22 protein-coding genes and 1 pseudogene are annotated in these 23,266 nt (G+C 31.7%); 2 read left to right on the top strand and 21 right to left on the bottom strand.

The genetic code is table 11. The features are described 5' to 3' along the window. Nucleotide 1 precedes the first annotated feature (1 nt). The 11 genes and pseudogenes from JCM14822_RS12125 to JCM14822_RS24560 all read right to left on the bottom strand — a co-directional run bounded on the left by JCM14822_RS12125 (nucleotide 2) and on the right by JCM14822_RS24560 (nucleotide 11,286). The gene (locus JCM14822_RS12125) at nucleotides 2–1,390 is read right to left on the bottom strand and encodes a glycosyltransferase (protein ID WP_054742649.1); all 1,389 of its coding nucleotides are present in this window, start codon (nucleotides 1,388–1,390) and stop codon (nucleotides 2–4) included. Between the two features lie 23 nt (nucleotides 1,391–1,413). Beyond that, nucleotides 1,414–2,382: a radical SAM protein gene (locus JCM14822_RS12120; protein ID WP_054742648.1), complete on the bottom strand. Its 969-nt coding sequence runs from the start codon at nucleotides 2,380–2,382 to the stop codon at nucleotides 1,414–1,416. 10 nt (nucleotides 2,383–2,392) lie between these two features. After that, nucleotides 2,393–3,166: a sugar phosphate isomerase/epimerase family protein gene (locus tag JCM14822_RS12115; RefSeq protein ID WP_054742647.1), complete on the bottom strand. Its 774-nt coding sequence runs from the start codon at nucleotides 3,164–3,166 to the stop codon at nucleotides 2,393–2,395. A 13-nt stretch (nucleotides 3,167–3,179) separates the two neighbouring features. Next, nucleotides 3,180–4,145 (bottom strand): phosphotransferase, encoded by a 966-nt coding sequence (locus tag JCM14822_RS12110; RefSeq protein ID WP_054742646.1) that lies wholly within the window; start codon nucleotides 4,143–4,145, stop codon nucleotides 3,180–3,182. A 26-nt stretch (nucleotides 4,146–4,171) separates the two neighbouring features. After that, a complete protein-coding gene (locus JCM14822_RS12105; protein ID WP_054742645.1) occupies nucleotides 4,172–5,362 on the bottom strand; it encodes a DegT/DnrJ/EryC1/StrS aminotransferase family protein in 1,191 nt (396 codons plus the stop codon). After that, entirely contained in the window at nucleotides 5,362–6,507 is a 1,146-nt protein-coding gene (locus tag JCM14822_RS12100) for a hypothetical protein (protein ID WP_054742644.1), read from the bottom strand. The genes JCM14822_RS12105 and JCM14822_RS12100 overlap by 1 nt, the downstream gene beginning before the upstream one ends. A gap of 48 nt (nucleotides 6,508–6,555) precedes the next feature. After that, entirely contained in the window at nucleotides 6,556–7,074 is a 519-nt protein-coding gene (locus JCM14822_RS12095) for an adenylate kinase family protein (protein ID WP_054742643.1), read from the bottom strand. Between the two features lie 7 nt (nucleotides 7,075–7,081). Then, nucleotides 7,082–8,131 carry a U32 family peptidase gene (locus JCM14822_RS12090; RefSeq protein WP_054742642.1) on the bottom strand — a complete coding sequence of 350 codons (1,050 nt, stop codon included), beginning with the start codon at nucleotides 8,129–8,131 and terminating at the stop codon, nucleotides 7,082–7,084. 18 nt (nucleotides 8,132–8,149) lie between these two features. Beyond that, nucleotides 8,150–8,626 carry a nucleoside 2-deoxyribosyltransferase gene (locus JCM14822_RS12085; RefSeq protein WP_054742641.1) on the bottom strand — a complete coding sequence of 159 codons (477 nt, stop codon included), beginning with the start codon at nucleotides 8,624–8,626 and terminating at the stop codon, nucleotides 8,150–8,152. Between the two features lie 28 nt (nucleotides 8,627–8,654). Next, nucleotides 8,655–10,298: a DegT/DnrJ/EryC1/StrS family aminotransferase gene (locus JCM14822_RS12080; RefSeq protein WP_054742640.1), complete on the bottom strand. Its 1,644-nt coding sequence runs from the start codon at nucleotides 10,296–10,298 to the stop codon at nucleotides 8,655–8,657. Nucleotides 10,299–10,447: 149 nt separating this feature from the next. After that, a pseudogene (locus JCM14822_RS24560) lies at nucleotides 10,448–11,286 on the bottom strand (Asd/ArgC dimerization domain-containing protein). A 147-nt stretch (nucleotides 11,287–11,433) separates the two neighbouring features. On the opposite strand from JCM14822_RS24560, the gene JCM14822_RS23950 reads away from it, so the two are divergent. After that, nucleotides 11,434–11,649 (top strand): LysR family transcriptional regulator, encoded by a 216-nt coding sequence (locus tag JCM14822_RS23950; RefSeq protein WP_330377508.1) that lies wholly within the window; start codon nucleotides 11,434–11,436, stop codon nucleotides 11,647–11,649. Further along, a complete protein-coding gene (locus tag JCM14822_RS12070; RefSeq protein WP_330377507.1) occupies nucleotides 11,643–12,320 on the top strand; it encodes a substrate-binding domain-containing protein in 678 nt (225 codons plus the stop codon). Before JCM14822_RS23950 ends, JCM14822_RS12070 begins: the two co-directional genes overlap by 7 nt. Before the next feature lie 35 nt (nucleotides 12,321–12,355). Here the strand turns inward: JCM14822_RS12070 and JCM14822_RS12065 are convergent, their stop codons facing one another. The 10 genes from JCM14822_RS12065 to JCM14822_RS12025 form a co-directional block, all read right to left on the bottom strand. After that, entirely contained in the window at nucleotides 12,356–15,700 is a 3,345-nt protein-coding gene (locus JCM14822_RS12065) for a glycoside hydrolase family 2 TIM barrel-domain containing protein (RefSeq protein ID WP_242861499.1), read from the bottom strand. After that, nucleotides 15,642–15,848, bottom strand: coding sequence for a hypothetical protein (locus JCM14822_RS21945; protein WP_242861498.1), 207 nt, complete (start codon nucleotides 15,846–15,848; stop codon nucleotides 15,642–15,644). The genes JCM14822_RS12065 and JCM14822_RS21945 overlap by 59 nt, the downstream gene beginning before the upstream one ends. A 212-nt stretch (nucleotides 15,849–16,060) precedes the next feature. Continuing rightward, entirely contained in the window at nucleotides 16,061–16,486 is a 426-nt protein-coding gene (locus tag JCM14822_RS12060; protein WP_054742639.1) for a hypothetical protein, read from the bottom strand. A 73-nt stretch (nucleotides 16,487–16,559) separates the two neighbouring features. Beyond that, nucleotides 16,560–17,690, bottom strand: a complete 1,131-nt coding sequence (mmsB, locus tag JCM14822_RS12055; RefSeq protein WP_054742638.1) for a multiple monosaccharide ABC transporter permease — start codon at nucleotides 17,688–17,690, stop codon at nucleotides 16,560–16,562. 3 nt (nucleotides 17,691–17,693) lie between these two features. After that, entirely contained in the window at nucleotides 17,694–19,232 is a 1,539-nt protein-coding gene (gene mmsA / locus JCM14822_RS12050) for a multiple monosaccharide ABC transporter ATP-binding protein (RefSeq protein ID WP_054742637.1), read from the bottom strand. Nucleotides 19,233–19,327: 95 nt separating this feature from the next. Beyond that, on the bottom strand, nucleotides 19,328–20,452 hold the full coding sequence (gene chvE, locus JCM14822_RS12045; protein ID WP_054742636.1) for a multiple monosaccharide ABC transporter substrate-binding protein: 1,125 nt from the start codon (nucleotides 20,450–20,452) through the stop codon (nucleotides 19,328–19,330). 288 nt (nucleotides 20,453–20,740) lie between these two features. Then, nucleotides 20,741–20,959 (bottom strand): hypothetical protein, encoded by a 219-nt coding sequence (locus tag JCM14822_RS12040; protein WP_054742635.1) that lies wholly within the window; start codon nucleotides 20,957–20,959, stop codon nucleotides 20,741–20,743. 102 nt (nucleotides 20,960–21,061) lie between these two features. Continuing rightward, a complete protein-coding gene (locus JCM14822_RS12035; RefSeq protein ID WP_054742634.1) occupies nucleotides 21,062–22,165 on the bottom strand; it encodes an iron-containing alcohol dehydrogenase family protein in 1,104 nt (367 codons plus the stop codon). Nucleotides 22,166–22,282: 117 nt separating this feature from the next. Beyond that, the gene (locus tag JCM14822_RS12030) at nucleotides 22,283–22,723 is read right to left on the bottom strand and encodes an MBL fold metallo-hydrolase (protein ID WP_330377511.1); all 441 of its coding nucleotides are present in this window, start codon (nucleotides 22,721–22,723) and stop codon (nucleotides 22,283–22,285) included. A gap of 162 nt (nucleotides 22,724–22,885) precedes the next feature. Continuing rightward, nucleotides 22,886–23,266 (bottom strand): transposase (locus tag JCM14822_RS12025; protein ID WP_157047736.1); only part of this gene is annotated, 381 nt, incomplete at its 5' end.

The raw sequence follows: 23,266 nt of genomic DNA, 5'->3' as shown, positions 1-23,266 counted from the left end.
CTTATCCCTCGATATTTTTTCTATAAATATTTAAGTACTTCATAAAGTTATCATAACTCTTAATTGTTAATTCATTATTTGAGATATTATAATCAGCACTACCGAATCCTAATATCCACATAACTCGATTAAAGATTCTTAATGCTTCTTCTCTTTCTACCATAACTTCTTGGCAGTTATAAAATACTCGTTTTAATACTTCATTAAAATCTGATTGGTTTTCATTTGTTATATCTCTGTACTTATTAATAACATCTAGTGATTTACTCATATGATATTCTCTAACAAATTTTTCACTTTCTGTTGAGAAAAATGAATCATAATCTTCTGCTTGAGAATATGGGTCAGCTTTATTAGCTAATGCCATAACAAATCTAGATGGTGAAGAATCTGCACGTAAACTAGTTGGTGCAATGCTTAATGTCTTATATTCAAATTGCTTACTTGAAGCATTGAAATTTCCTCTTAAAACACTAATACGGTTTCCGATATCAATATCCTCTAAAAATCTTATGTTGTCTGTATAACCATTAATTAATGCATATACATTAGCTGTGAAATATGTATGCCAACCACCTGTTACAACTCTATTCCATGTAAAGTTTGAGTATTTATAGAATTCTGGTCTATATCTTAAATGACTGTACATGATTTCTGCAAAATTCCAACTTCTACGTTCTAAGTATAGATAAGCGTTTTGTGCAAGGATTTTAGTTTCTCTATCTTGTATACCTCTTATTGCATCGATTTCAGGATGTGAATCTAATGTAGTAACAACATATTTAAATATATTTTCATCTACAAATGTTAAATCTGCATCTCCTGATGCAATATATAATGGTTTATCATATACTTTACGTTGCATGGCTCTATATAACATAAAATCAGTTAATGTTTTTCTAGATCTGCATAAACCATATCTTTTATCTTCTTTCTCAAATTGTTTTCTAATATAATGAATTGGTGGTTTTTCACCTTCTTTGAATTTTTCACAATACTGTTTTACAACTTCTCTTGTATCATCTGGAGACTCATCATAATGGTAGTTATCTAAAATGATGATTTCCATTTCTTCATTAAGATTTTTGTATTTTGTAGTATCTTGATTTGTTAATGCATCTAAACAAGTAACGATTCTTTTACTCTCAAATCTTGAAGGAATTAATGCTACAATACGACAGCTTCCTTTCATTGGTGGTATTGTATCATTCATTTTTTTATATTCTTCAATTTTTTTACTATCAAGTCTTGATAAATATTTTTCAATATTTTTCTTTTCTTCTTCTACGTTACGCTCATTAGAAAGCGCAACTAAATTAATATCATCTTCTTCAAATCTCTTTAAATAAAACTCTAAATCTAATTCACCAAATGTATTCATTTCATCCATGTATATTCACCTTACCCTTTTAATTATTTTTTAAGCATAGATTGGTTATAACAAAATGCTGGATCACAAAAATCATAACAAGCTTTTCCCGCTTTATTTTCTGTATTTGCAAAGAAATCACGTACCTCTTGTGTTCGTGCTGAATTCCATATTTCACTTATATTATTTTCAAATATATTTCCAAGTAGTACATTAGCTTTATTACGATACATTGTCATTGGACAAGGTAATACTTCTCCTGTAGTCATATTAATAAACATTTGATTATGAAGTAATTTACATCCTTCTTTATATAAAATGCCATTATATGCTTGTTTGTCTTGTTTTACATTAAATATATGAAAACTTGGAGCAGTAATTTCAATATTCATTTCAGCAGCTTTATTTTTTAATACTTCTTCATTTGATAATAACTTTTCTATTTGTTCACTAGATGGTGTTAATTCTTCGCATCCCTTGATAGGTATAGGATTAAACACTGAGAATTTATATTCTTTACATAGATTTAACATCTCTTCAATGAAATCAATATTATACTTAGATACAACTGTATTCATTGTTAATAATACGTCTGGACTTTCTTCTTTTAATTTCTTAATACCTGCAAGCACATTTTCTAATGTTTTATCAACCCCACGTAACATATTGTGCATTTCACATTTATAGTGATCTATAGAAATCTGTAACTTGCTTACATATTTTGCTACAGCTTTTCTCTTCATATCATTATTCAATAATAATGCATTTGTAGTTATATGTACTTTCATCCCCTTCTCAACAACACAACGGAATAAATCTTCCACGTTAGGATATAATAATACTTCTCCCCCTGTAAAATGAACTATTTTTACATTTAATTCTTTTAACTGTGACATAACCTTATCCATTTTTTCAATGCTAGGAATCTCATCAGTATATTCTTTAAAATCGCACATCTTACATTTTAAATTGCAATTTCTATATAAATGTATCTCTACTCTATCTAAATTCATTTTTCTCCTCCTATAATGCTCTAAAAGCTTCTACCCATTTCATTGTTGCCTTACTTTCAAATGTTCCTGTTCCCTGATAATCTATATACTGTAACATATGTAACATAGCATCCCACTTAATACCACCTCTACCTGGTGAAATATGTAAGTCATGATACCAGTCACTATACCCCCCAAAATTATCATGTATGTGTAAATGTATTAAACGATTTCTTAACATACTTATATAATCTAATGCTGATGTATAAAAAAGCTGAGCATGCCCTATATCACATGTAAAACCAATATCTTCTGGTAATTGATCCATAATTTTCTTCATTAGTACTGGTGGTTCAAATGTATTTTCAACTGAAAGTCTTTTTCCATTCTTCTTTAAAATATCATTTGCTAACTTAATCCTTTCAACTACTATATCAAAAGAATTTTCATTCATAATTTTCTCTACTTCTTCTAAAGTGTATGTTATTTCACATTCAGGACATTTTAAATTACTAGGATCATATATATATACACGTGAACCACATTCTTTACAAATCAAATACTCATCAAATGGTCTAGCATGAATATTAACGAGTTCTACATTTTCTATCATTGAAACTCTATTTACTAATTCCAAAAAATCTGTTGCTGTTGGATCTGCTAAATGTACATAACATTTCTTTTGTAATGCATCTAATTTTTTTAATGCTTCCAATTGGTATACTTGATACTCTATAAAATCAAAGTTATCAACTAAAGGCAAATAATATTTATCTAAATATTTATCACTAATTCCAACGCGCATATTATCTTCTCCTTTAGAGATTAAATTTTAATTTTCCCTCTTTTAACATGCCATATAATAATTGAAGCCCATTAAATGAATAAGATTGCATCACATCTTTAATTGAATTAGGGTCTTCTTCTAATTCTCTTTTAATGAAGAATAATGTGTCTTCTAATTGATATTGTACGATAAGATAAGGTAATAGCTCTTTTTCAACCGCTGTTAATGGTGTTAACACATTATATTTCTGAATTACCTTTTCAGCTAATGCACTATCAAAACTTGTTCCATCTTCAGCTAAACACCAGTAATGGAAAATAGAAATAATATCAACTAAAAAGCTAGCATACATACATTCATCAAAGTCAATCATACTTATTTTGCCATCTGCTGAGACTAATAAGTTTTCAGGATTTAAATCATGATGTACCCATGATTTTCTTAATAAATCATATTTTGCTAAGATGATTTGCTTTTCATTTCCAACCCATTTATTAATAAAATCAAGTAAAACATTCATATATGGAATATTTTCATGGTTATTTTCTTTTACAAAATGAATAAATTTATTTTCAATATCTTCATAGCGATTTCTAGTAGCATTTATATTGAAGTTATAAGTAATCACATGTAATTTATTAGCTAACTCAACTATTTTCTCCATGTCTCCTACTTGTACTATTCCGCTACACTCAATATATTCATATAATATATAGCTGTCTTCATTTTCACCTACGATTACTTCATTCTTTTGATCTCTAACTATACGAAATGTTGGAAAATCCAATTTATTTAATAACTTAATTAATTCAATTTCTTGTTTTACTGACGTTTTAGGTGTAAGAAGATATTTTCTAAATACATATTGTTTATTGTCTATCTCAACAAGATAATTACTATTATCCCATCCACCTTCTAGTGCTTTTATTACTCGAATATTTTCTAAATCATATCCATAATACCTATTAATTAAGTACTGAACATTTTCCATCTCCATTGTATTACCTCCAAATATTCATGGACTTACTCATTAAGACTTTTAATAAGTGTAATCATATCATTTACTACATTTCTATCAGCCATTAAGATTTCATGTCTAATATTGATAATATTATTTTTTGCATATCCTTCAGCTACTGGACATTCCAATTTACGATATAGCTGTGGATGACTTGTATAAGGTTCTCTTTCATACATTGGCATATTATGACCTTTAAAGAAAGGATAACCTTGATTGCTCATAAACATAGTAAAAGCTGTATTACTCATTCCTTTAAAACATGCTTTATCATATCTAAAGCTTATGTAGTATCCCAAGTAACGTGTCACATCTTTGTTATCTTCAAATACTGGTTCTATACCTTTAATCTCACTCATTTTTTCAAGTAAATATTTTAAGTTTTCTAGTCTAATGGAATCTCTCTCTTCAATTTTTTCCATCTGTGCTACTAACATTGCACCTTGATAATTGGCCATTCTTCCATTTGTTGAAATAACCGGAATATAATTTTGAATACATCCTACTGGCATAGATGAATAAAATTGGTGCACTGAAAATAGTTTGTTATATAATGTATCATTATTAGTTACAACTACTGCTCCCTCACCAGATGTAATCAATTTACCTTGTTGTAAACTAAACACACCAAAGTCACCAAAAGTTCCTACTCTTTGTCCCCGCCACTCACTACCATGGGCATGAGAACAGTCTTCCATAAGGAATAAATTATACTTCTTAGTAATTTCTAATATTTTATCCATTTCACATGGTAAACCGCCTAAGTGAACAATAATGATTCCTTTAGTCTTATCAGTAATTGCCTTTTCAATTTCATCACAATTAATATTGATATCTTTCTCATTAACATCTACCATAACCGGAGTAGCTCCACAAAATGATACTGCTGTTGATGTTGCAACAAATGAGCACGCTGGAACGATAACTTCATCGCCCTCCTTTATATCTAAAGCACGTAAGCATAATTCAAGTGCTCTTGTCCCATTTTCTATACATAAACTATGTTTTGCACTAACATATTCTGAAAACATTTTTTCAAATCTTCCACAATAAGATTTTCTCCAATCATCTTCACTAATTCGAGACCATTTACCACTATTGATTGCATCTAATACATATTCATTAATCTTTTCATCTCTAGGTGGCCACAAACTCTCAAAGTATTCTTTTCTATTCTCTATTTCTTTGGAACTCATTAATTATCACCTTTTTTCAAAATATCTATTATTCCCTTTGCAATATCTACTGCACCTGAATGATTAAATGCTAAACTACTTTCTATATATTCTTCTTCTTGGCTACTTAAAAATTCAATTACATTATCAAAGAATTTTCTTTGATTTGATTCATCGTTTATAAATTGCTTAATATATTTCTTTATAATAGCAATACCATCAATTTCATTAATAAATGGCTTAATTTCATTACAACCTTCAAAATCATCCCATACCATGCCTTTAATATTTTTATCATGCTCATGATACATACATAATTGAAGATATTGACTGTAGTTTTGTGGTAACAAGAAATATGTATTTACACGATAAAATGTACTTTCATAAAAACTTGTTAATCCAGGCATACTTAAGAAATATTTACACTTACTTAATTTATCTAAGTATTCTTTTTGACCTAATACGCCTACATAAAAATTATTTCCTTCATCATGATACTGCTCGCTTAATTCATTAATTGTTTTTCCACCGCCACATATATAGACCTTATAAGTATCATTAATCTTATGCTGTTTTAATACATTTATTAATTTCTCAATAAAGAAATGATAAAATTCTGTTTTTCCAGTATATACATTTTCAATTCCACCTAAATTTACTAATATAATATTTTCTTTATTAGGTGATTTCTCAACTTCTATATTTACGATAGGATTAACAACTTCATAACTAGATATGTTGTTCTTAAATTTCTGTAACTGTTCTTCTATTCCATAAAAATTCTGTATATAATATTTTTCTAATGAAGAAAAATCAGCATATAATTTATCCCACATCCAGAACAATGTATCTACAAAAACTTTTTTTACAGATGGAAAATGTTTATTTAAAATGTTAATACTTGCTGCATTGGTATTAGAAATATATAATTGTGCCCCTTCTATGATCTCCCTATTTCTAATAAGTTCCTCTTCTTTAGTCGTATCACAAGCAACTATTTTATCAAATAGCCCAGTGCTTTCAGCTAATTGAACTGTTGTATTTATGCCCAATAGTACTATTTGATAGTCTGCTTTTTCTTTTTTCAGCTCTCTAACAATATTTAAGCTTGTAGATATAGGTCCAAAACAAAAAGGATCTGCATCAATAATTATGTATTTATTCATAAGTAACTCCTTTTAAATAATTATCTTAGTATAATAAAATTCATCTACCTATCTTACTTCACTATTTAAAATATCTCTTTTTATTGTGTACACTATTTCACCTATAGACATATTAGTTGTATCAATTATTTTTCCAATTTCCTGTGTTTCGTTATATGCATCTAAAGTTGCTTGTAGCTCAATAAATCTCTTTAATTCCCATTCTACATCGTATGTATTTCTCTTAATGATTCTTTGACGTATTACTTCTGCTTCCCCTGTTAAACGGTATACAAAAACTTTTTCATCTTGTAATTCAGGATTTTGTAATAATGTTTCTAATTCAGATGAATTCTCATAAACATTTGAAATAATAAAGTTCTTATATCCATTTTTACGATGAAATTTTATTAATTCCATCATAGTATCATTCAAATATTTTTCTCTCTGACTATCCTTTAATACAAAAGGATTTGTAGCACAGATATGATCAGCATCCATCATTACACTGCCATATAAACTATCTAAAAGTAACCATGCTGCAGTTGTCTTTCCAACTCCACAAGTGCCATTAAGAATAATAATCATCTTTTATCTATCCTCTCAAATAATTTTCACAGTATTTACAATTTGTGCCACAGTCAACATCACAATATGGCTTTTTCTTAAAGAAATAATCCAAGAAACCATCTAATTTTCTATTATCAATTGCTAAATCAGTAAATTCTCCGCCTTCTTTTCTATCACTTCCAGCAATAAGTGGCATAATATCTAATAAATTCCCATCGTATTTTTCATCTATATATGCAGCTACATCAGATAATATTTTTTCTGGTCTTTGTGTTCTACCAGTAATTTTGAAATGTCTGATTCCTAATTCTTCATATTTTTTCAAGTCCTCTGGACGTATCCATGCAGTTTTTAAGAATCCATGTGGCCAGTTTTTCTGTGTTTCTTTAAAACATCTACTATATGGATATCCTTTAATATCTACAATTTCACCTTCTGGTTGATATGGTTCTTCGTTTTCTGTTAATGATTCGATAGAATAACATGACATACGATATGGACAATTTTTTAAGCAAGTTTCATTAGTCATTAATTCGATTGGCATGTCTTCTTTTACAGCTTGTTCTAATAATTTTATATTTCTATTGTGCATATATGATAATACTATTTTTCTTACACCCATCTCTTTGTATGTTCTCATTTGATGAATATTATCTACATGACATATTGTTGATACATTTATTTTTAAGTTTGTATGTGCTGCAATAACTTCCATTACTAATGGATTTGCTACAGTAACACTATAAATACCTATATTCTCTAATGTTTTTAAATAATCCTTTAATTCCTTTAAACTATCTGCAACTGTATGAAGTGATGGTACAACAATTGAATTCATTGTATATGCTATTTTTATATCATTATCATCACAAAGTTTAGCTACATTCTCTATATCTCTTAAATCATTTGTAAGTCTATAACTTTGTCTTGCTGTAGACATTATTCCATTACCTTTTTTTAACCCAATACTTCCATATATCTCTTTAACTTTGACTCTTTCACTGCGTTCATTTTGTCTTATTAACTCTTCAACTAATTGACTTTCAAATTTTGTTCCAACGCTTAATTCAATCATCTTATCTCTCCTTACTTCCTATGCTTGCTTTACATCCGCTACTCTATCAGCAATTTTTTGACCTAAAATAGTTAAAATTTCATTTTGTGCTAAATTATATTTATCTTCTTCTGGTAATTCGATAATCTCACATGGTGTTACTGTTCCTAATGCTTTTACTAATGGTGAATATTTATATTCTTGATCAAGAATTAATATTATTTCTTTACCTAATGCACTAGCCCAGCCAAGTTCAACAGCAACTCCCATAGAATCTTCTGGAATAGCTATTACGAGGTCAGTGTCTTTCATTCCTACAAAATCTAATGGTGTACAGACATCATCTTGCATTCTTTCTTTTCCAAATTTTTCTCTGTCTAATGCAAAGAAAACATCATCACTATACTTCTTACATAATTCATAGATACTAATTATAAATTGTTTAAATCTATAATTAGTAAAATCTTCTCCATTTAAATATTTCGATATTGGGCAAGCTAAAAAGATTTTACACATTTTATATCATTCCTTTCGTTTTTTATCTTTACATAAATTTATTTTTTATTTCCCATATTTGTTTAAACACTTCCATCATTCTTATAACATATTGAATATCTTCATCATTTAAAAATGCTGATAAATTCATCCAAGCTGCACATGCAATTATGTTTTCTGCACATTCAGATTTCTCATATGTTCTCTCTGTTAAGTTATATGGATAATTAGATTCATGCCATCCTTGTTTATTAGAGAAAGTATCAAAATCATATATTAAATTACTACAATATCTTCTAAATGGAATTCCCCTCTTTTGCATGAAGTTCATGAAGAGTTCATTTAATTCTTTTGACTCAAAAATAACACATACACTGAAAGGAACATTATCACATTTAACTGGTTTTTTTCTTAATTTGTAAAAATTGCTTGAGCATATATATTCTTCAACCATACTAGATACATATTTTTGGCGTTTAACAATATCATCAAGTTTTTTAAATTGTGCTAATGCTACTGCACTTTGTAACTCTGTTAATTTAAAGTTTTCACCAAAACAAGTCTTTTGGTTCATCCATGTTGGATACTGACAACCTACTCTAAATCCACCATTATCATGATACATTTTAGCTTTTATATATATATCATAATCATTAGTTACAAATACTCCCCCTTCTCCACAAGTAATGGTTTTTCCAGCTTGTAAGCTAAATGCACCACAGTCCCCTATGCATCCGCAATACTTATCTCCATATTTTGCGCCTAATGCTTGTGCTGCATCTTCAATTACAACGAGAGAATGTTTTTTTGCTATATTCATTATCTTTTCCATATCACAAGCTTGGCCTTGAAGATGAACACATATTATTGCTCTTGTTTTTTCAGTAATCAATGCTTCTATACTTTCTGCGTCTATATTCATTGATTTATCAAACTCAGCAAATACGGGAATTCCACCACAGGCTAAAACACTTGCTGCTGTAGCTACAAATGTGAATGGACTCATTATTACTTCATCTCCATCACCTATCCCATTTGCTATACATGCTAATTTCAGAGCTGCTGCACCATTAGTACATGCTAATGCATACTTTACATTAAATTTATCTTGAATTTCTTCTTCTAATTTATCTGTAAAATGTTGTACATTTGGTCCATCATATCTAAATAATGATCTAGACTCTATTATTTGTGTTACATTTTCTAACTCTTCTTTGCCAATATAATATGTACCTATAAAAGCATTATCTGCTAACTTTCTTTTTTCTCCTAACACTGCTATTGCAATATCATATGCTATTTTTTGTGCCAATTCATCATCATATTTCTCTACATGCTCTTCACCTTTTTGATAACTGAAGTATTGTCCATTTTCTACATACAATATTTGTTCATGCCCAATTCCCTTTACTTTATTAATAGCATTTGGACTTTCTACAGCAAATACCACTTCTGCATTTTTAACTAGTTCAATATAATCTTCATTATTACTACTAAAGCATGTATTGCATTCCTTAATTTCGTCAAAATAATTTGCATATTCAATATTTTTCTCAGTGTTACTCATTATACAAGCAACCATTTTTATGCTTAATTTTTTTCTTAAGTCATTTAAATATTTAATAGTATTTAAATGTGACATCAGTAAATTATGATTTTCCGACATAACTAATACATATTTAGTATTTTCCATAGATTTTATCTCCCTTTTAAATAATCTATTTTCACACTTTATTATATCATTTATTATTTTCTTAATATATTGATTATTTATAATTTATTTAAAATTTTTTCAACAAATAAAGCTCTTATTTTTAGACATTATATCCAAAAATAAGAGCTTTATTTATTAAAACTATTAAAACTATTAAAATAACCTGCTGCTCCTCTTAATGTGTTATGAGATAAACAAACAAACTTATAATCAAATAATGTATCTTCTCTTAATCTACCAACTGTAATACCCATACCATTTTCAAAGTCTCGATCTAACTTGGTCTGTGGTCTATTTTCCTCTTCCATATAACGTAAAAATTGCTTTGGTTCACTTGGTAAATTCTTTGCGAATGGGTCTACCTCATATTTTACAATCGCTTCTAAAACCTCTTCTTTTGAAGGCTTTTTCTTAAAGCTGACATACACAGCAGCTAAATGTCCATCCGCTACTGGCACCCTAATACACTGTGTTGTAATAATGGGCGCTGCCGCATTTACAATTTGACTATTAAAGACCTGTCCCCAAATCTTGAGAGATTCTTGTTCGCTTTTTTTGTTCTTCACCTGGAATAAAAGGAATGACATTATCTTGGATTTCAGGGATGAACATTGGTACATCTTTTTCATAACGATTAGCTGAGTTATTTGAGATGACTGGTACTTCTGCTTTGGCATATGCTTCTTCTAAGGCTTTTGTCTTCGCCTTATCTCCTTATCTAAAGAAATAGCACAAAATACGAAATCTACTTGTTTACTTATAACTGCCACATCTTCTCCATCTTCTATCATCATCTTTTTATATCTTTCTGGAATAGGGCTTGTCATTTTCCACCTTCCTTCTACGGCTTCCTCATAACTTTGTCCTGCTGATCTTTTACTAGCTGCTACAACTTTTACTTCAACCCAAGGATGATTTTCTAAAAGTAATAGAAAACGTTGTCCTACCATCCCGTTGCACCAATAATACCTACTTGATATTTTCATTTCATATGTTTATCCCCCTTTGAAAATTAACTGAATCTTCTTTTTATTTATCATATACTAAAACTAAATATTAGTAAAATTGATAATATAGATAGTTTCATTCAATTTTTTTGATAGGAGGTTTTGAAATGGACTTAAAACAACTAACTACCTTTTTGACAATCAGCAAACTCCAAAGTTTCACTAAAGCCGCAGAAGAACTTAGCTATGCCCAATCTTCTGTTACTACACAAATCAAATTACTTGAAGATGAACTAGGCGTTAAACTCTTTGAACGTATGGGCAAAAATATATTTCTCACTCATGAAGCAAGAAACTCATTCCTTATGCCAGACAAATGCTGAGACTTTCAACGGATATTAAAAATAATATTGGTGAAGAAACCACCCCAAAGGGCTTACTTACCATAGGTGTTGCCGAATCCCTGTGCGTAATCCGCTTACCTGAAATCATCAAGGAATATCGCCAGCTTTATCCGGAAGTTGAAATTTCCTTAAAGTTTGGAAGCTGCACTGACTTTAGACACTTTTTAAATGATAATCTTATAGATGTGGCCTTTTCATTAGGCGCCAAAATAGAAAGTAGTAAATTTATCTCTGAAATTGAATCCGATGAACCTATGTTGCTCCTAGCTTATCCAGGCCATCCTTTATTACAAAAAGAAATGATTCTCCCTCAAGATTTAGAAGGAGAATCCCTTATATTAACTGAAATCGGCTGTAGCTATCGTGCATCCTTTGAACGGATTTTAAAAGATGCAGGCGTTACACCGCATATTACATTAGAATCCGGCAGTATTCATGCCATTAAACTCTTTACAATGAGCGGCCTTGGCATATGTCTCCTCCCTAAAGTTGCGGTACAAGAAGAACTAAAAAATGGTGCACTGCTCCCCCTTAATTGGTGTGGCCCAGACTTTGAGATTATCTCACAAGTCCTTTATCACAAAAATAAATGGGTTTCTTCAGCCTTATATGCCTTTATTCAACTTTGCAAAAAACAAATGCGTATTTAAAATATTGGCCTACTTATAGTTATCATTTAAACTATTTATGCCTCAAATTTGAACCACTTAAAGTTAAAGTTACTGCCTGGAAGAAATACAAACGCAACATCTTGAACACCTACTAATTTCTTAATTTCATAGGTTCTCACAACATCTCCTTCACTATATAAAAATTCAAGTAATTGTTTTTCTTCTCCATTATCTGAACGTAAGTGAATAGAGTTTTTATCAATAGGTGAGTGTCCACAAATGGTAAGTTTACTTACCCCTTCTTCACCAAAGTCCATCTTATCAAAGGCAATGGTTACATTATTTCCGATTTCATTTACAGCATCTTCTGTTACCTTAAATTGATCCCCATAAATGCAGTCACATTCATTGGCATTTAACTGTTCTAATGCACGATTATAAGCTTTAAAACTAAAGCCTTTTACATGCGCTCTATCATTAAATACGAAATAAATGCTGCTAATGCCTTTGAGACGTTTATTTAATTTGTAAGTGTCTTCTTGATACACATCCCAAATACATGGCTTCTGATAAACAACTTGTGCGACCTTTGTACTTCCTATTTCATAAGGCATACCTTCCCAAATTTCAATATCATAAGCCCTGTCATCAAAGACAAAAATAGGCATGGTGATTTCATCACTACCATAACTGCCAAAATCAATATTATTAAATCCTATAATTGTTTGTTCTTCCAAAGCTGTAGCAAATCCTTTTTCTTTGCCACTTGCTACGTTACCTTCTGTAAAATCATGTGTGCCCCCACTAATAAACTCATATGGATTGCGGTAAGTCGTCCCAATACCTGTAATGGTGAAAGTTAATTGTGAAATGAGACAACCAACTTCCTTTCCATTCTTCGCTAAACATCTTACACGAACATTCCCATCACCTAATGCTTTAAGTTTTACTTTAGCCACTTTTTGATTGCTACCCTTTTCGCCTTCTTCTAATGGCATCGGCTCAATAACTGCTAAATGAGATGGAATCACCGCATCATCCACTACCTGCCATGTAAGTTCATCATAAGTCGCATTCTCAGGCCAAATTTTCGCTGTAAGCTCTACCTCTCTTAACTCCTCATTAAGTACCGTACCACTAAGGCTTATAATCTCAATCTTCCTAATAGGCACCTCTCCCCACTTACTTGTGTTGCTTTTTGAGTTTTGTAGACCTGTCCCCATACCTTCATCGCATTTCGAGTTTTGTAGACCTGTCCCCAAAACTTGTAAGTCGACAGTTGTATCTGGTAAGCCAATTGAACTTGCCTTAATCGTTACTTTTTGACCTTGATAGCTTTTATTCACTGCAACTACGGCTAGAAGTTTGCCTGAAAATAAGCGTTTGCTGCTACCTTTGTAAGAATCGTAATCTGTGCTATCTCCATTATCTAGACCCATGAGCATACCGCCTTCGCTGACTTCTATTGCTACGCGGTTGTTGGCATTTTCTACTGGGTTATTGTCTTTATCTAACATAGTAATTTCAATGAAAACCAAATCTTTTCCATCTGCAAGAATCTCTGTTTTACCAGGTTTCATAATGATTTGGGCAGGCTCTGTAAATGACTTATGGCAATCTCTTGCAATGATGTTGCCGTTTTCATCATAAGCTACTGCTTCTATTTCCCCTTTTGTATAAGGAATTTGCCAGTTGCCTAATAACTCTTTACCATGGGCATGGTCAATTTCATATGTACCTTGGCTTATGCCATTTAAAAACAACTCTATTTTTGGCGCATTTGAGCAGATACGAATATCTATTAATTCCCCTTCATTAAAGTCCCAATAAGGTAAGAGGTGTACCATAGGCGACTTTTTGTAATCTGTCCATTCTGCTTGATAAATATAGAAGGAATCTTTAGGGAAACCTGCTGTATCTATTTGACCAAAATAACAGCTCTTGGTTTGATAAGGTGTTGGTTCGCCAATATAATCATGCCCACTCCATAAAAATTGTCCGCAAGAATAATGGGTGTCTCGCTCATGTGTAATACAGAATTCATGGTTTTTAGCACCCCAAATAGCAGCGCAGTTTCCTAATGCTGAACACTGCTGATCTTCATCTACTAAAATGGATTGAGCCAGTGGAAAATGATAAATACCACGACTTTGTAATACAGAAGCTGTCTCACTACCATAAGTAATCCAATCTTTATATTTCTCATGATGGGCATCATAATATTTCTCACCATAGTTATATCCTGCCATCTTTACGATATCTGCACATTTTTGGGCGTTTTCCCATGCCATATAGTTGGAACCAATTGTTACAGGCGCATGCTTTTTAGGATCATGTTTGGTAACTTCTGTAAGTAACATTCTTGTTACCTCTTGTCCCCTAACCCCTTCATGGGTATCATAAATCTCATTTCCTATGCTCCACATAATGATGCTTGGATGGTTTCTATCACGGCGTATCCAGCTGGCTACATCTTTTTTATACCAGTCATCAAAAAATCTTGCATAATCATAAGTGGTCTTAGAACGTTCCCACATATCAAAGCCTTCTGCTAATATTAAGAAACCTAATTCATCTGCTAAATACATCATATTTTCTGCTGGCATATTATGAGAAGTACGTACAGCATTAACGCCCATAGCTCTTAAATTATCAAACTTCCTACGCATAGCTGCCTCATTATAAGCCGCACCTAAACAGCCTAAATCATGATGTTCACATACCCCATTTAATTTCACATGCTTATGATTAAGGTGGAAGCCACTTTCTCTCTTATATTCCATTACTCTAAAGCCAAATTGAACTACTTCTTCTTGAAGCATTTCATCATCTTTTTTAAGGTATGCGTGTAAACGATAGCAGTTTGGATTTTCTAAGTCCCATAACCTAGGCCCTCTTACATAAAAAGTAGCCGTCACATTTTGTATCTCTTCTGCTGGTGCAATGCTTATGCCCTCTTGACTTAATACAAATCTTTCACCTAAGTCTTTATGGATGATTTCATAACTTAATGTAGCTGCTTCTTTGCAAATCACTTCTGCATCTACTTCTACTTGCCATATTGTTTCATCATTTAACGCTTCATCTGTTGGCGTAGCTGTAATGTAAATGCCATCTGACACAAGATATGTACTTTCTACTTCTTTAAACCATACATCTCTAAATATCCCTGCTCCACTGTACCATCTACTATTTGGGCTTTCATGACGTACACTAACCTTAATTTCATTTTCCCCATTTTGAAGTACCTCGGTCAAATCCATTTCAAAAGCTGAATAACCATATTTCCATTCACCGATTTTGATATCATTCACATAAACCGTGCTATCCATATATACCCCATCAAAACGAATGAAGTATTTAGCGCCTTCTCTTTTTTGTAATACAACGTTTTTTATACCAGCCTGTACTATTTTCATATAAATTATGTACATCATAAATCAGCCAATCATGAGGAATCATCACTGGTTTAAACACACACTCTAATGCACTTACCTCTTGTAATGTTGTATCTAAAGGCTGTTTTGTAAAAAGCCAATCTTCATTAAATAATATCTTTTGACTCATTCTCTCTCCTCCTAATTTAGATATCCCTTTAGTAAATTTACAGCTGCTTTTCCTATATCTATGACCCTTAATTAAATGTTACCTCATTACTTTACCTTATCTACTTATGGTTTTAAACAGTACATATTAGACCATAATACTAGTTATAACTTTAGATTACGTAATAACAAAAAACACCAACTTAAATCATCTAACTAAATTGGTGTTTTTCTTTACTTCCATATTTCATACTCCAAACCACTTATATATGCTGGTGTATATATTGTTTTGCCAATGGTATCTACTGCTCTATAAAAACCAAATTGCATCATCTCACCATTCACACAATAATCTGCAATATAATCCTCTGTGTCAATCAAAGAATAATATCTCACATTCTTATCTTTGGCATCATAACCAAAACATTCACGAATGACATTTTCCTTCATGCTCTTACTTTGTACTCCATAAAAAACATATTCTCTGCCATTATATATAACAGATGCATATTCATCACTGAAATCGTTTTTATTTACAAATATACTTTTTTCAATCGATACTGCATTGTGAGGTAATCTATTAATTTTGCTATTGCCACATCCATTTATTAATACTATCCCTAATAATGCAATCCCAAGTAATCCTTTAAGATTTTTCATAGCCTCGTCTCCAAATGTAGTTTTTATAATCTTTTTTTATATTAATACAAAGGTCTTAGAATTGCAATTTATCCTATTTATCTTTTTTCTTCGACATAACATCAAATACTACTGCTGCTAATAAAACTAAACCTTTTACAGCCTTTTGCCAGTTAGCATCTATCCCCATAATAGACATACCATTATTAAGGACACCCATAAAAATTGCACCAATAACAACTCCAGGTACTGTTCCTATTCCACCATAAGCAGAAGCACCACCAATGAAACATGCTGCGATTGCATCCATTTCATAGTTAGTTCCAGCCGTTGGTGCTGAAGAATTAAAACGTGCCACACATACAAGGGCTGCTACTGCTGATAAGAAGGCCATATTTAAGTAAGCTTTGAAATAAACTTTGTTTGTATTAATACCACTTAATTTAGCTGCTTTCTCATTGCCACCAATAGCATAATAATAACGTCCTGGTACAGTTTTAGAAGTATAGTAGCTATATAATGCTACAATGATTGCAAGTAAAACTAAGATTATAGGAATACCTTTGTATAAAGAAAGCTTGTAACCTAATGCAATGATTACAATTGATATAATAGCTGTTCTACTAATTTCTACAGCTAAGTTTTCTTGTTCATAGCCTTTCTTCTTCTTAGTCTGACGACTAAATACTTTAAAGGCTACAAATAAAATAGTAATCACAATTCCCATTATAAGCGCTAATTGTGGTGCACCTATGTAACTATTAAATAATACTAAATAATTATCTGGGAATGGTGAAATTGTAAGTCCTTTAAGTACAAGAAGCGCCACCCCTCTCCAAAGAAGCATCCCCGCAAGTGTTACAATGAAAGGTGGGATACGTACATACGCGATCCAGAATGCTTGCCATGATCCAATGAGTAATCCTGTTAATATACAAAATACGATGGCCACAACTAAATTCATTTTAAATTCAACAATCATCTTACCGGCAATAGCACCGATTAAACACACGATAGACCCTACTGATAAGTCGATGTTACCACCAGTTAAAATACAAAGTAACATACCAACTGCTAATATTACAACGTAACTATTTTGTGCAATAAGGTTGGTAATATTTTGAGCTGATAATAATGCCCCACTCGTTTGCCATGTGAAGAAAAGGGCTACTAAAAGTAGTGCGATTACCATCGTATTTTTCTTTAAGACTTGCTTCATATCCATTTTCTATTCCCCTCTCCCTGATTTTAAAATCTGTGCCATAATCTTTTCTTGGGTAGCTTCTTCATGACTTAACTCCCCTACCATTTTTCCTTCATTCATAACGTAAATACGATCACACATGCCTAGTACTTCTGGTAATTCTGAAGAAATCATAATCACAGATTTGCCTGCGGCTACTAAATCATTGATAATGCAATAAATTTCATATTTAGCCCCTACATCTATTCCCCTTGTAGGCTCATCTAATATAAGGACATCAGGTTCTGCAAACATCCATTTACTTAAGAGAACCTTTTGCTGATTTCCTCCACTTAAGTTCCCTACGCTTTGCAAAACACTTGGACATTTCGTCTTAAGTTTCTCTCTGTATTCATTAGCAACCTTTATTTCAAGTGCTTTATCAATAACGCCAGCCTTACTGACTTTGTCCATCTTAGCCATAGTGGTGTTAATATAAATAGGGTTAGAAAGTACCAAACCGTTGCCCTTTCTATCTTCTGTTACATAAGCTAATTTATTTTCAATAGCCTGTTTAACTGTTTTAAGCTGTACTTCTTTCCCATTAATTTTGATTTGACCACTAATGTTGCTGCCATAACTTCTACCAAATAAACTCATCGCAAGCTCTGTTCTACCTGCTCCCATTAATCCGGAAATACCAACTATTTCACCTTTTTTAACATTTAAGCTTACATTATCTACAACTTTACGTTCTGTATAAATTGGATGATATACGTTCCAATCCTTAACCTCTAAACCAATTTCCTTACTTGGCTTAGTGCTACGGCTTGGGAAACGATTACTTAAATCTCTACCTACCATGCCTTTGATAATGTGTTCTTCACTAATATCATCTGTTTTTTTGTCTAAAGTCTCAATGGTTGAACCATCTCGAATAACAGTGATTTTATCTGCTACATAGGCAATCTCATTTAGTTTGTGAGAAATGATAATAGAGGTTATGCCTTCTTTTTTAAATTGTAAAAGTAAATCTAATAGTACTTTTGAATCTGATTCATTTAAGGAAGCTGTAGGCTCGTCTAATATGAGCAGTTTAACCTTCTTGGCCAAAGCTTTTGCAATCTCTACGAGCTGTTGTTTTCCTACTCCTATATCCTTGATTAAAGTTCTAGAAGATTCTTTAAGTCCTACAACTTTCAATAATTGATCCGCTTTCGCATAAGTCTCCTGCCAATCTAAAGCAAACTTCTTACCCTGTTCATTCCCTAAAAACATATTCTCACCAATAGTCATATATGGTACTAACGCCAACTCTTGATGAATAATAACAATGCCTTTATTTTCACTGTCTTTTATAGTTTTGAACTGACACACTTTCCCTTCAAAAATAATATCGCCCTCATAACTACCATAGTTATAAATACCACTTAACACATTCATTAAAGTAGATTTACCTGCCCCATTTTCACCTACTAAAGCATGTATTTCTCCTTTCTCCACTTTTAAGTTAACGTTATCTAGAGCTTTTACACCAGGGAATGTCTTTGTAATCTGTTTCATTTCCAAAATGACTTTTGCCAAATGAATCCCTCCCTATATTGAAAGGGCACTACAAAATGAATACATCTTGTAACACCCTTTGTAATCCATTATTTTGCTACATACTAGATTATGAATTATTGTAATTGATCTTCTGTATAATAACCTGAGTCTACTAATAACTCTTTGTAGTTATTTGCATCTGCAAATACTGGCTCACATAAGTAAGAAGGAATGATTCCTGTACCATTATCATAAGTTGTTGTGTCATTAACTGGTACTTCTTCACCATTTACAATGGCTGTTACCATTTTTACAACTTGAGAAGCAAGTGTACGTGTATCTTTGAAGATAGACATTGATTGTTTACCTGCAAGAATGTTTTTAACAGATGTAATATCACAGTCTTGACCTGTTAAGATTGGGAAGTCCCCATTATAAGATGCAACTAAAGCATTTGTAATACCATTAGCAACTGAGTCATTTGAAGAAAGTACAGCATCTAATTTGGTACCATCAGAATAATAGGCTGAAATAATATTTTCCATACGTTTTTGAGCTTCTTCTGTAGACCAGCTAGGAGTTGCACATTCTGCTAAAGTTGTAGAACCTGATTTAACAACAAGTTTGCCTTCATCAATATATGGTTGTAATACTTTCATAGCCCCACCAAAGAAGAAGTTACAGTTGTTATCATCAGAAGAACCTGTAAATAACTCAATATTAAATGGGCCTGCTACATTTTTAAGGTCTAAAGCATTTTCTATGTATTCACCTTGTAATGTACCAACTAATTCATTATCAAATGTTGCATAATAAGATACTGCATCAGTTTCCATGATTAATCTATCATACGCAATAACTGGAATTCCTGCATCTTTTGCACCACTTAAAGCTGTGCCAAGTGATTTACCATCAATAGATGCAATAACTAAAATGTCACAATTGCTTGCAATCATATTTTCGATTTGTGAAACTTGAGTTGCAATATCATTGTTAGCATATTGTAAATCTACTTCGTATCCAGCAGCTTCTAATTCCTTCTCCATATTTTCTCCATCTTGTACCCAACGTTGTAAGTCTTTAGTTGGCATAGCTACACCAATCTTCTTTGCCCCATCTTTAGCAGTATTTGCTTCTGCTGTATGATCTGATGCTGCCCCACTATTAGTAGTAGCTGCTCCAGAGCCACAACCAACTACTGAAAATGCCATTAAAGTAGCTACGCCTAAACCTAGCCATTTTCTTAAATTCTTTTTCATTTTAATACCTCCAATAAAATACTTTTTTGTAAGATACTTAATTATATATCATTTCTTTAAATTTTAAAATAAATTTTCTAAATAATTTTAAAATTCAATTATATATAATAAAATCTCCACTTTAAATAGCTCAACACACTATTTAGAGTGGAGATTTATTTAAATCTTCTCTATCTAAATATTTTTGACAGCCATAGTCCCTGCATTCTCTTTTTTCTGCTCTAGCGTAGTTACCGATTTCAACATTGTATTCAAACCAATTCGTAAGATGCTGTAAAAGCATAATAATCATAGGATGGAAAACATATACCCTTCAATAGCATGAAGAATAAGTGCAATAGCAAGTATAATATATGGATGTTTTACCTTTTCATTAAGTTTATACTTATTAATGACTATCCCCATAGTCATATAAGGAAAAGCACAAGTGTGAATGACAATAATCAGATAGGCACCTATCAATCTCAATATATTGATTATGTCCAACCTTTTAGCTTGAGTCTGCATAAAACCCCTCCTATACAAAAGTTTAAATATTTTACTAAATAGTATAAATATCTTTTGTATAGTTTTTCAATAGGATTAACGTAAGATGACGGTTTTTCTGACTTAAATACCAAATGATTCCTTGTAAATCTCAGTAATTTGTGCTTCATTTACCCTCACTGGGCAGTTCATAATATTTTTAGCTTGGATTGCAATTGGTGAATATTTTGCAATATCTTCTGCTGTGATATTTTCTTTTTCACCTAATAATTCTTCAAGCCAAACTTTTAATTCGTCTACAGTTTTAAGTCCCATAGCTTCTAATATACGGCTAGTACGTTCTGGAATTTCTTTTTCTACCACTCTTAAGAAACCTGCTAATAATAAACCATTAGCTCTACCATGATCGATATCTTTGAAGTAAGTTAATGAATATCCCATAGAATGAACTGCTGTAGTTCCTGTATGAGAAATAACCATACCTGCAAGTGTAGATGCATATAATAAGTTTCCTCTATCTTCTAATGATAACTCTCTCTTTTTAAGCGCTTCATGACAAGCACTAATCTTCTTAATACTTTCAATAGCCATTACATCCGTTACTGCTGTAGCCTTTACAGAAAGCATTCCTTCTACCGCATGAGATAAAGCATCAATAGCTGTATTAATCGTTGTTGCCATCCCTAAATGCATCATATATTTAGGATCACATAAAGCCACTTCAGGGAATAAAATAGGTGCAGCAATGCTTGTCTTAGTTTGTTTGGCATCATTGGTTAAAATAGAATATGGTGTTACCTCTGAACCTGTTCCAGCTGTAGTTGGGATATGAATCATAGGAATGACCTCTTTCCCATAGTTTCCGCTAAATAAATCTTCTTCCTTAATCTCCTGAGCAGCTAGTAAACTTATTGCTTTAGCTGCATCCATAGGAGAACCTCCACCAATAGCAATAATCAAATCTACATTATTCGCTTTAGCAAAAGCTGCCCCTTCATAAGCACAAGCAATTGTTGGATTACTCATAACTTTATCAAATACTACATACTCCATATTTTGAGCTGTTAATGCAGCTATTACATCATCCTGAGCCCCATTCTTTTTAGCTGATGATTTACCCGTAACAAGCATAGCCTTAGTACCTAATTTACTAAATTCCTCACTATGATTTATCACACAATTATCTGCCATAATAACTTTAGTTGGCATATAAAAATTCATTTGCATAATCTATATCCTCCTTATAATATGCATAATAAAAAAACCTACCTTTAGAATACTAGTTTCGCCTTAATTATGCAAAGTTTACTATTTTAAAAGTAGGTTTTTATATATTAATTTTTATTATAACTCACCTAATATTTCTGTTATGTGTTTATTTACATCCTCACACCATATCCCTCCATGGTAACAAATAACCGTTTCAATATCATACCCCATTAACTTCTCCATAGACTTCTTATATGCCTTACTATCATCATTAACCCTTTCAGCTTGTTCACAAAGTCTGCCCTCATACACACATAAAATATCGCCTGCAATAAACAACTTATACTGTTTAACATATAAGCAAATATGTCCTGGTGTATGCCCTGGCATATGAATAACGATTATGCCACCAAGGTAAGGTAATTCTTGTCCATCAGTAAGTGTTTCATTAATAGCTACTCGATTTTTCTCAAAATCTGCTCTTAGCATGTTGCATACATTTTTCATTGGCTCAGGTAAGTTTTCTAAATTGCTTTGAAGTTTAGCAAGTTTAACGGGTGTCTTCTCACCATTTATATATGGCTTTTCACTAATGTTTAGTTACTAACTAAAATTTCCATTGACCTATACTTCTAAAATATGCTTTACAGACTTAAATAGATAATTTCTATATTTATCCAGTAAAGTTAGATGCACTAAGGGTATAATTACTTAGATTGCTATTTATTTTTCCATGTTTTAGGAACTACTAAATAATGCTGTTTTATAGCATTGAATCTTGGTTACATGTTTTTCAACCTTTTCAAGGGTTAATCGAAGTAATAAATAAGTTATTATACCTGTTATCATTTGAATCCTTACAGCATTTTCACTATGTCCCATAAGGGTTTTGATTTTACAATGTTGTTTAATCCACTTAAAAAATAGTTCTATATCCCAACGTTTTTTATAAAGCCATTCTATTTCTTCTGAACTATAACACATGAGATTAGTTACAAATGTAAGCTCTTTACCAAGGCGTACCTTCTTATCATATATAATAGTTGAACCTGCTAGTAACAACGGCTGGGCTTTGTTACATTGTGTGATAGGTAAATCTATGGCTTCTTTAAATTTGGC

Source organism: Cellulosilyticum ruminicola JCM 14822, from assembly GCF_001311925.1.
GTDB lineage: Bacteria > Bacillota > Clostridia > Lachnospirales > Cellulosilyticaceae > Cellulosilyticum > Cellulosilyticum ruminicola.
The sequence above is the reverse complement of the archived record's forward strand: the minus strand, read 5'-3'. Positions and strand labels throughout refer to the sequence as shown.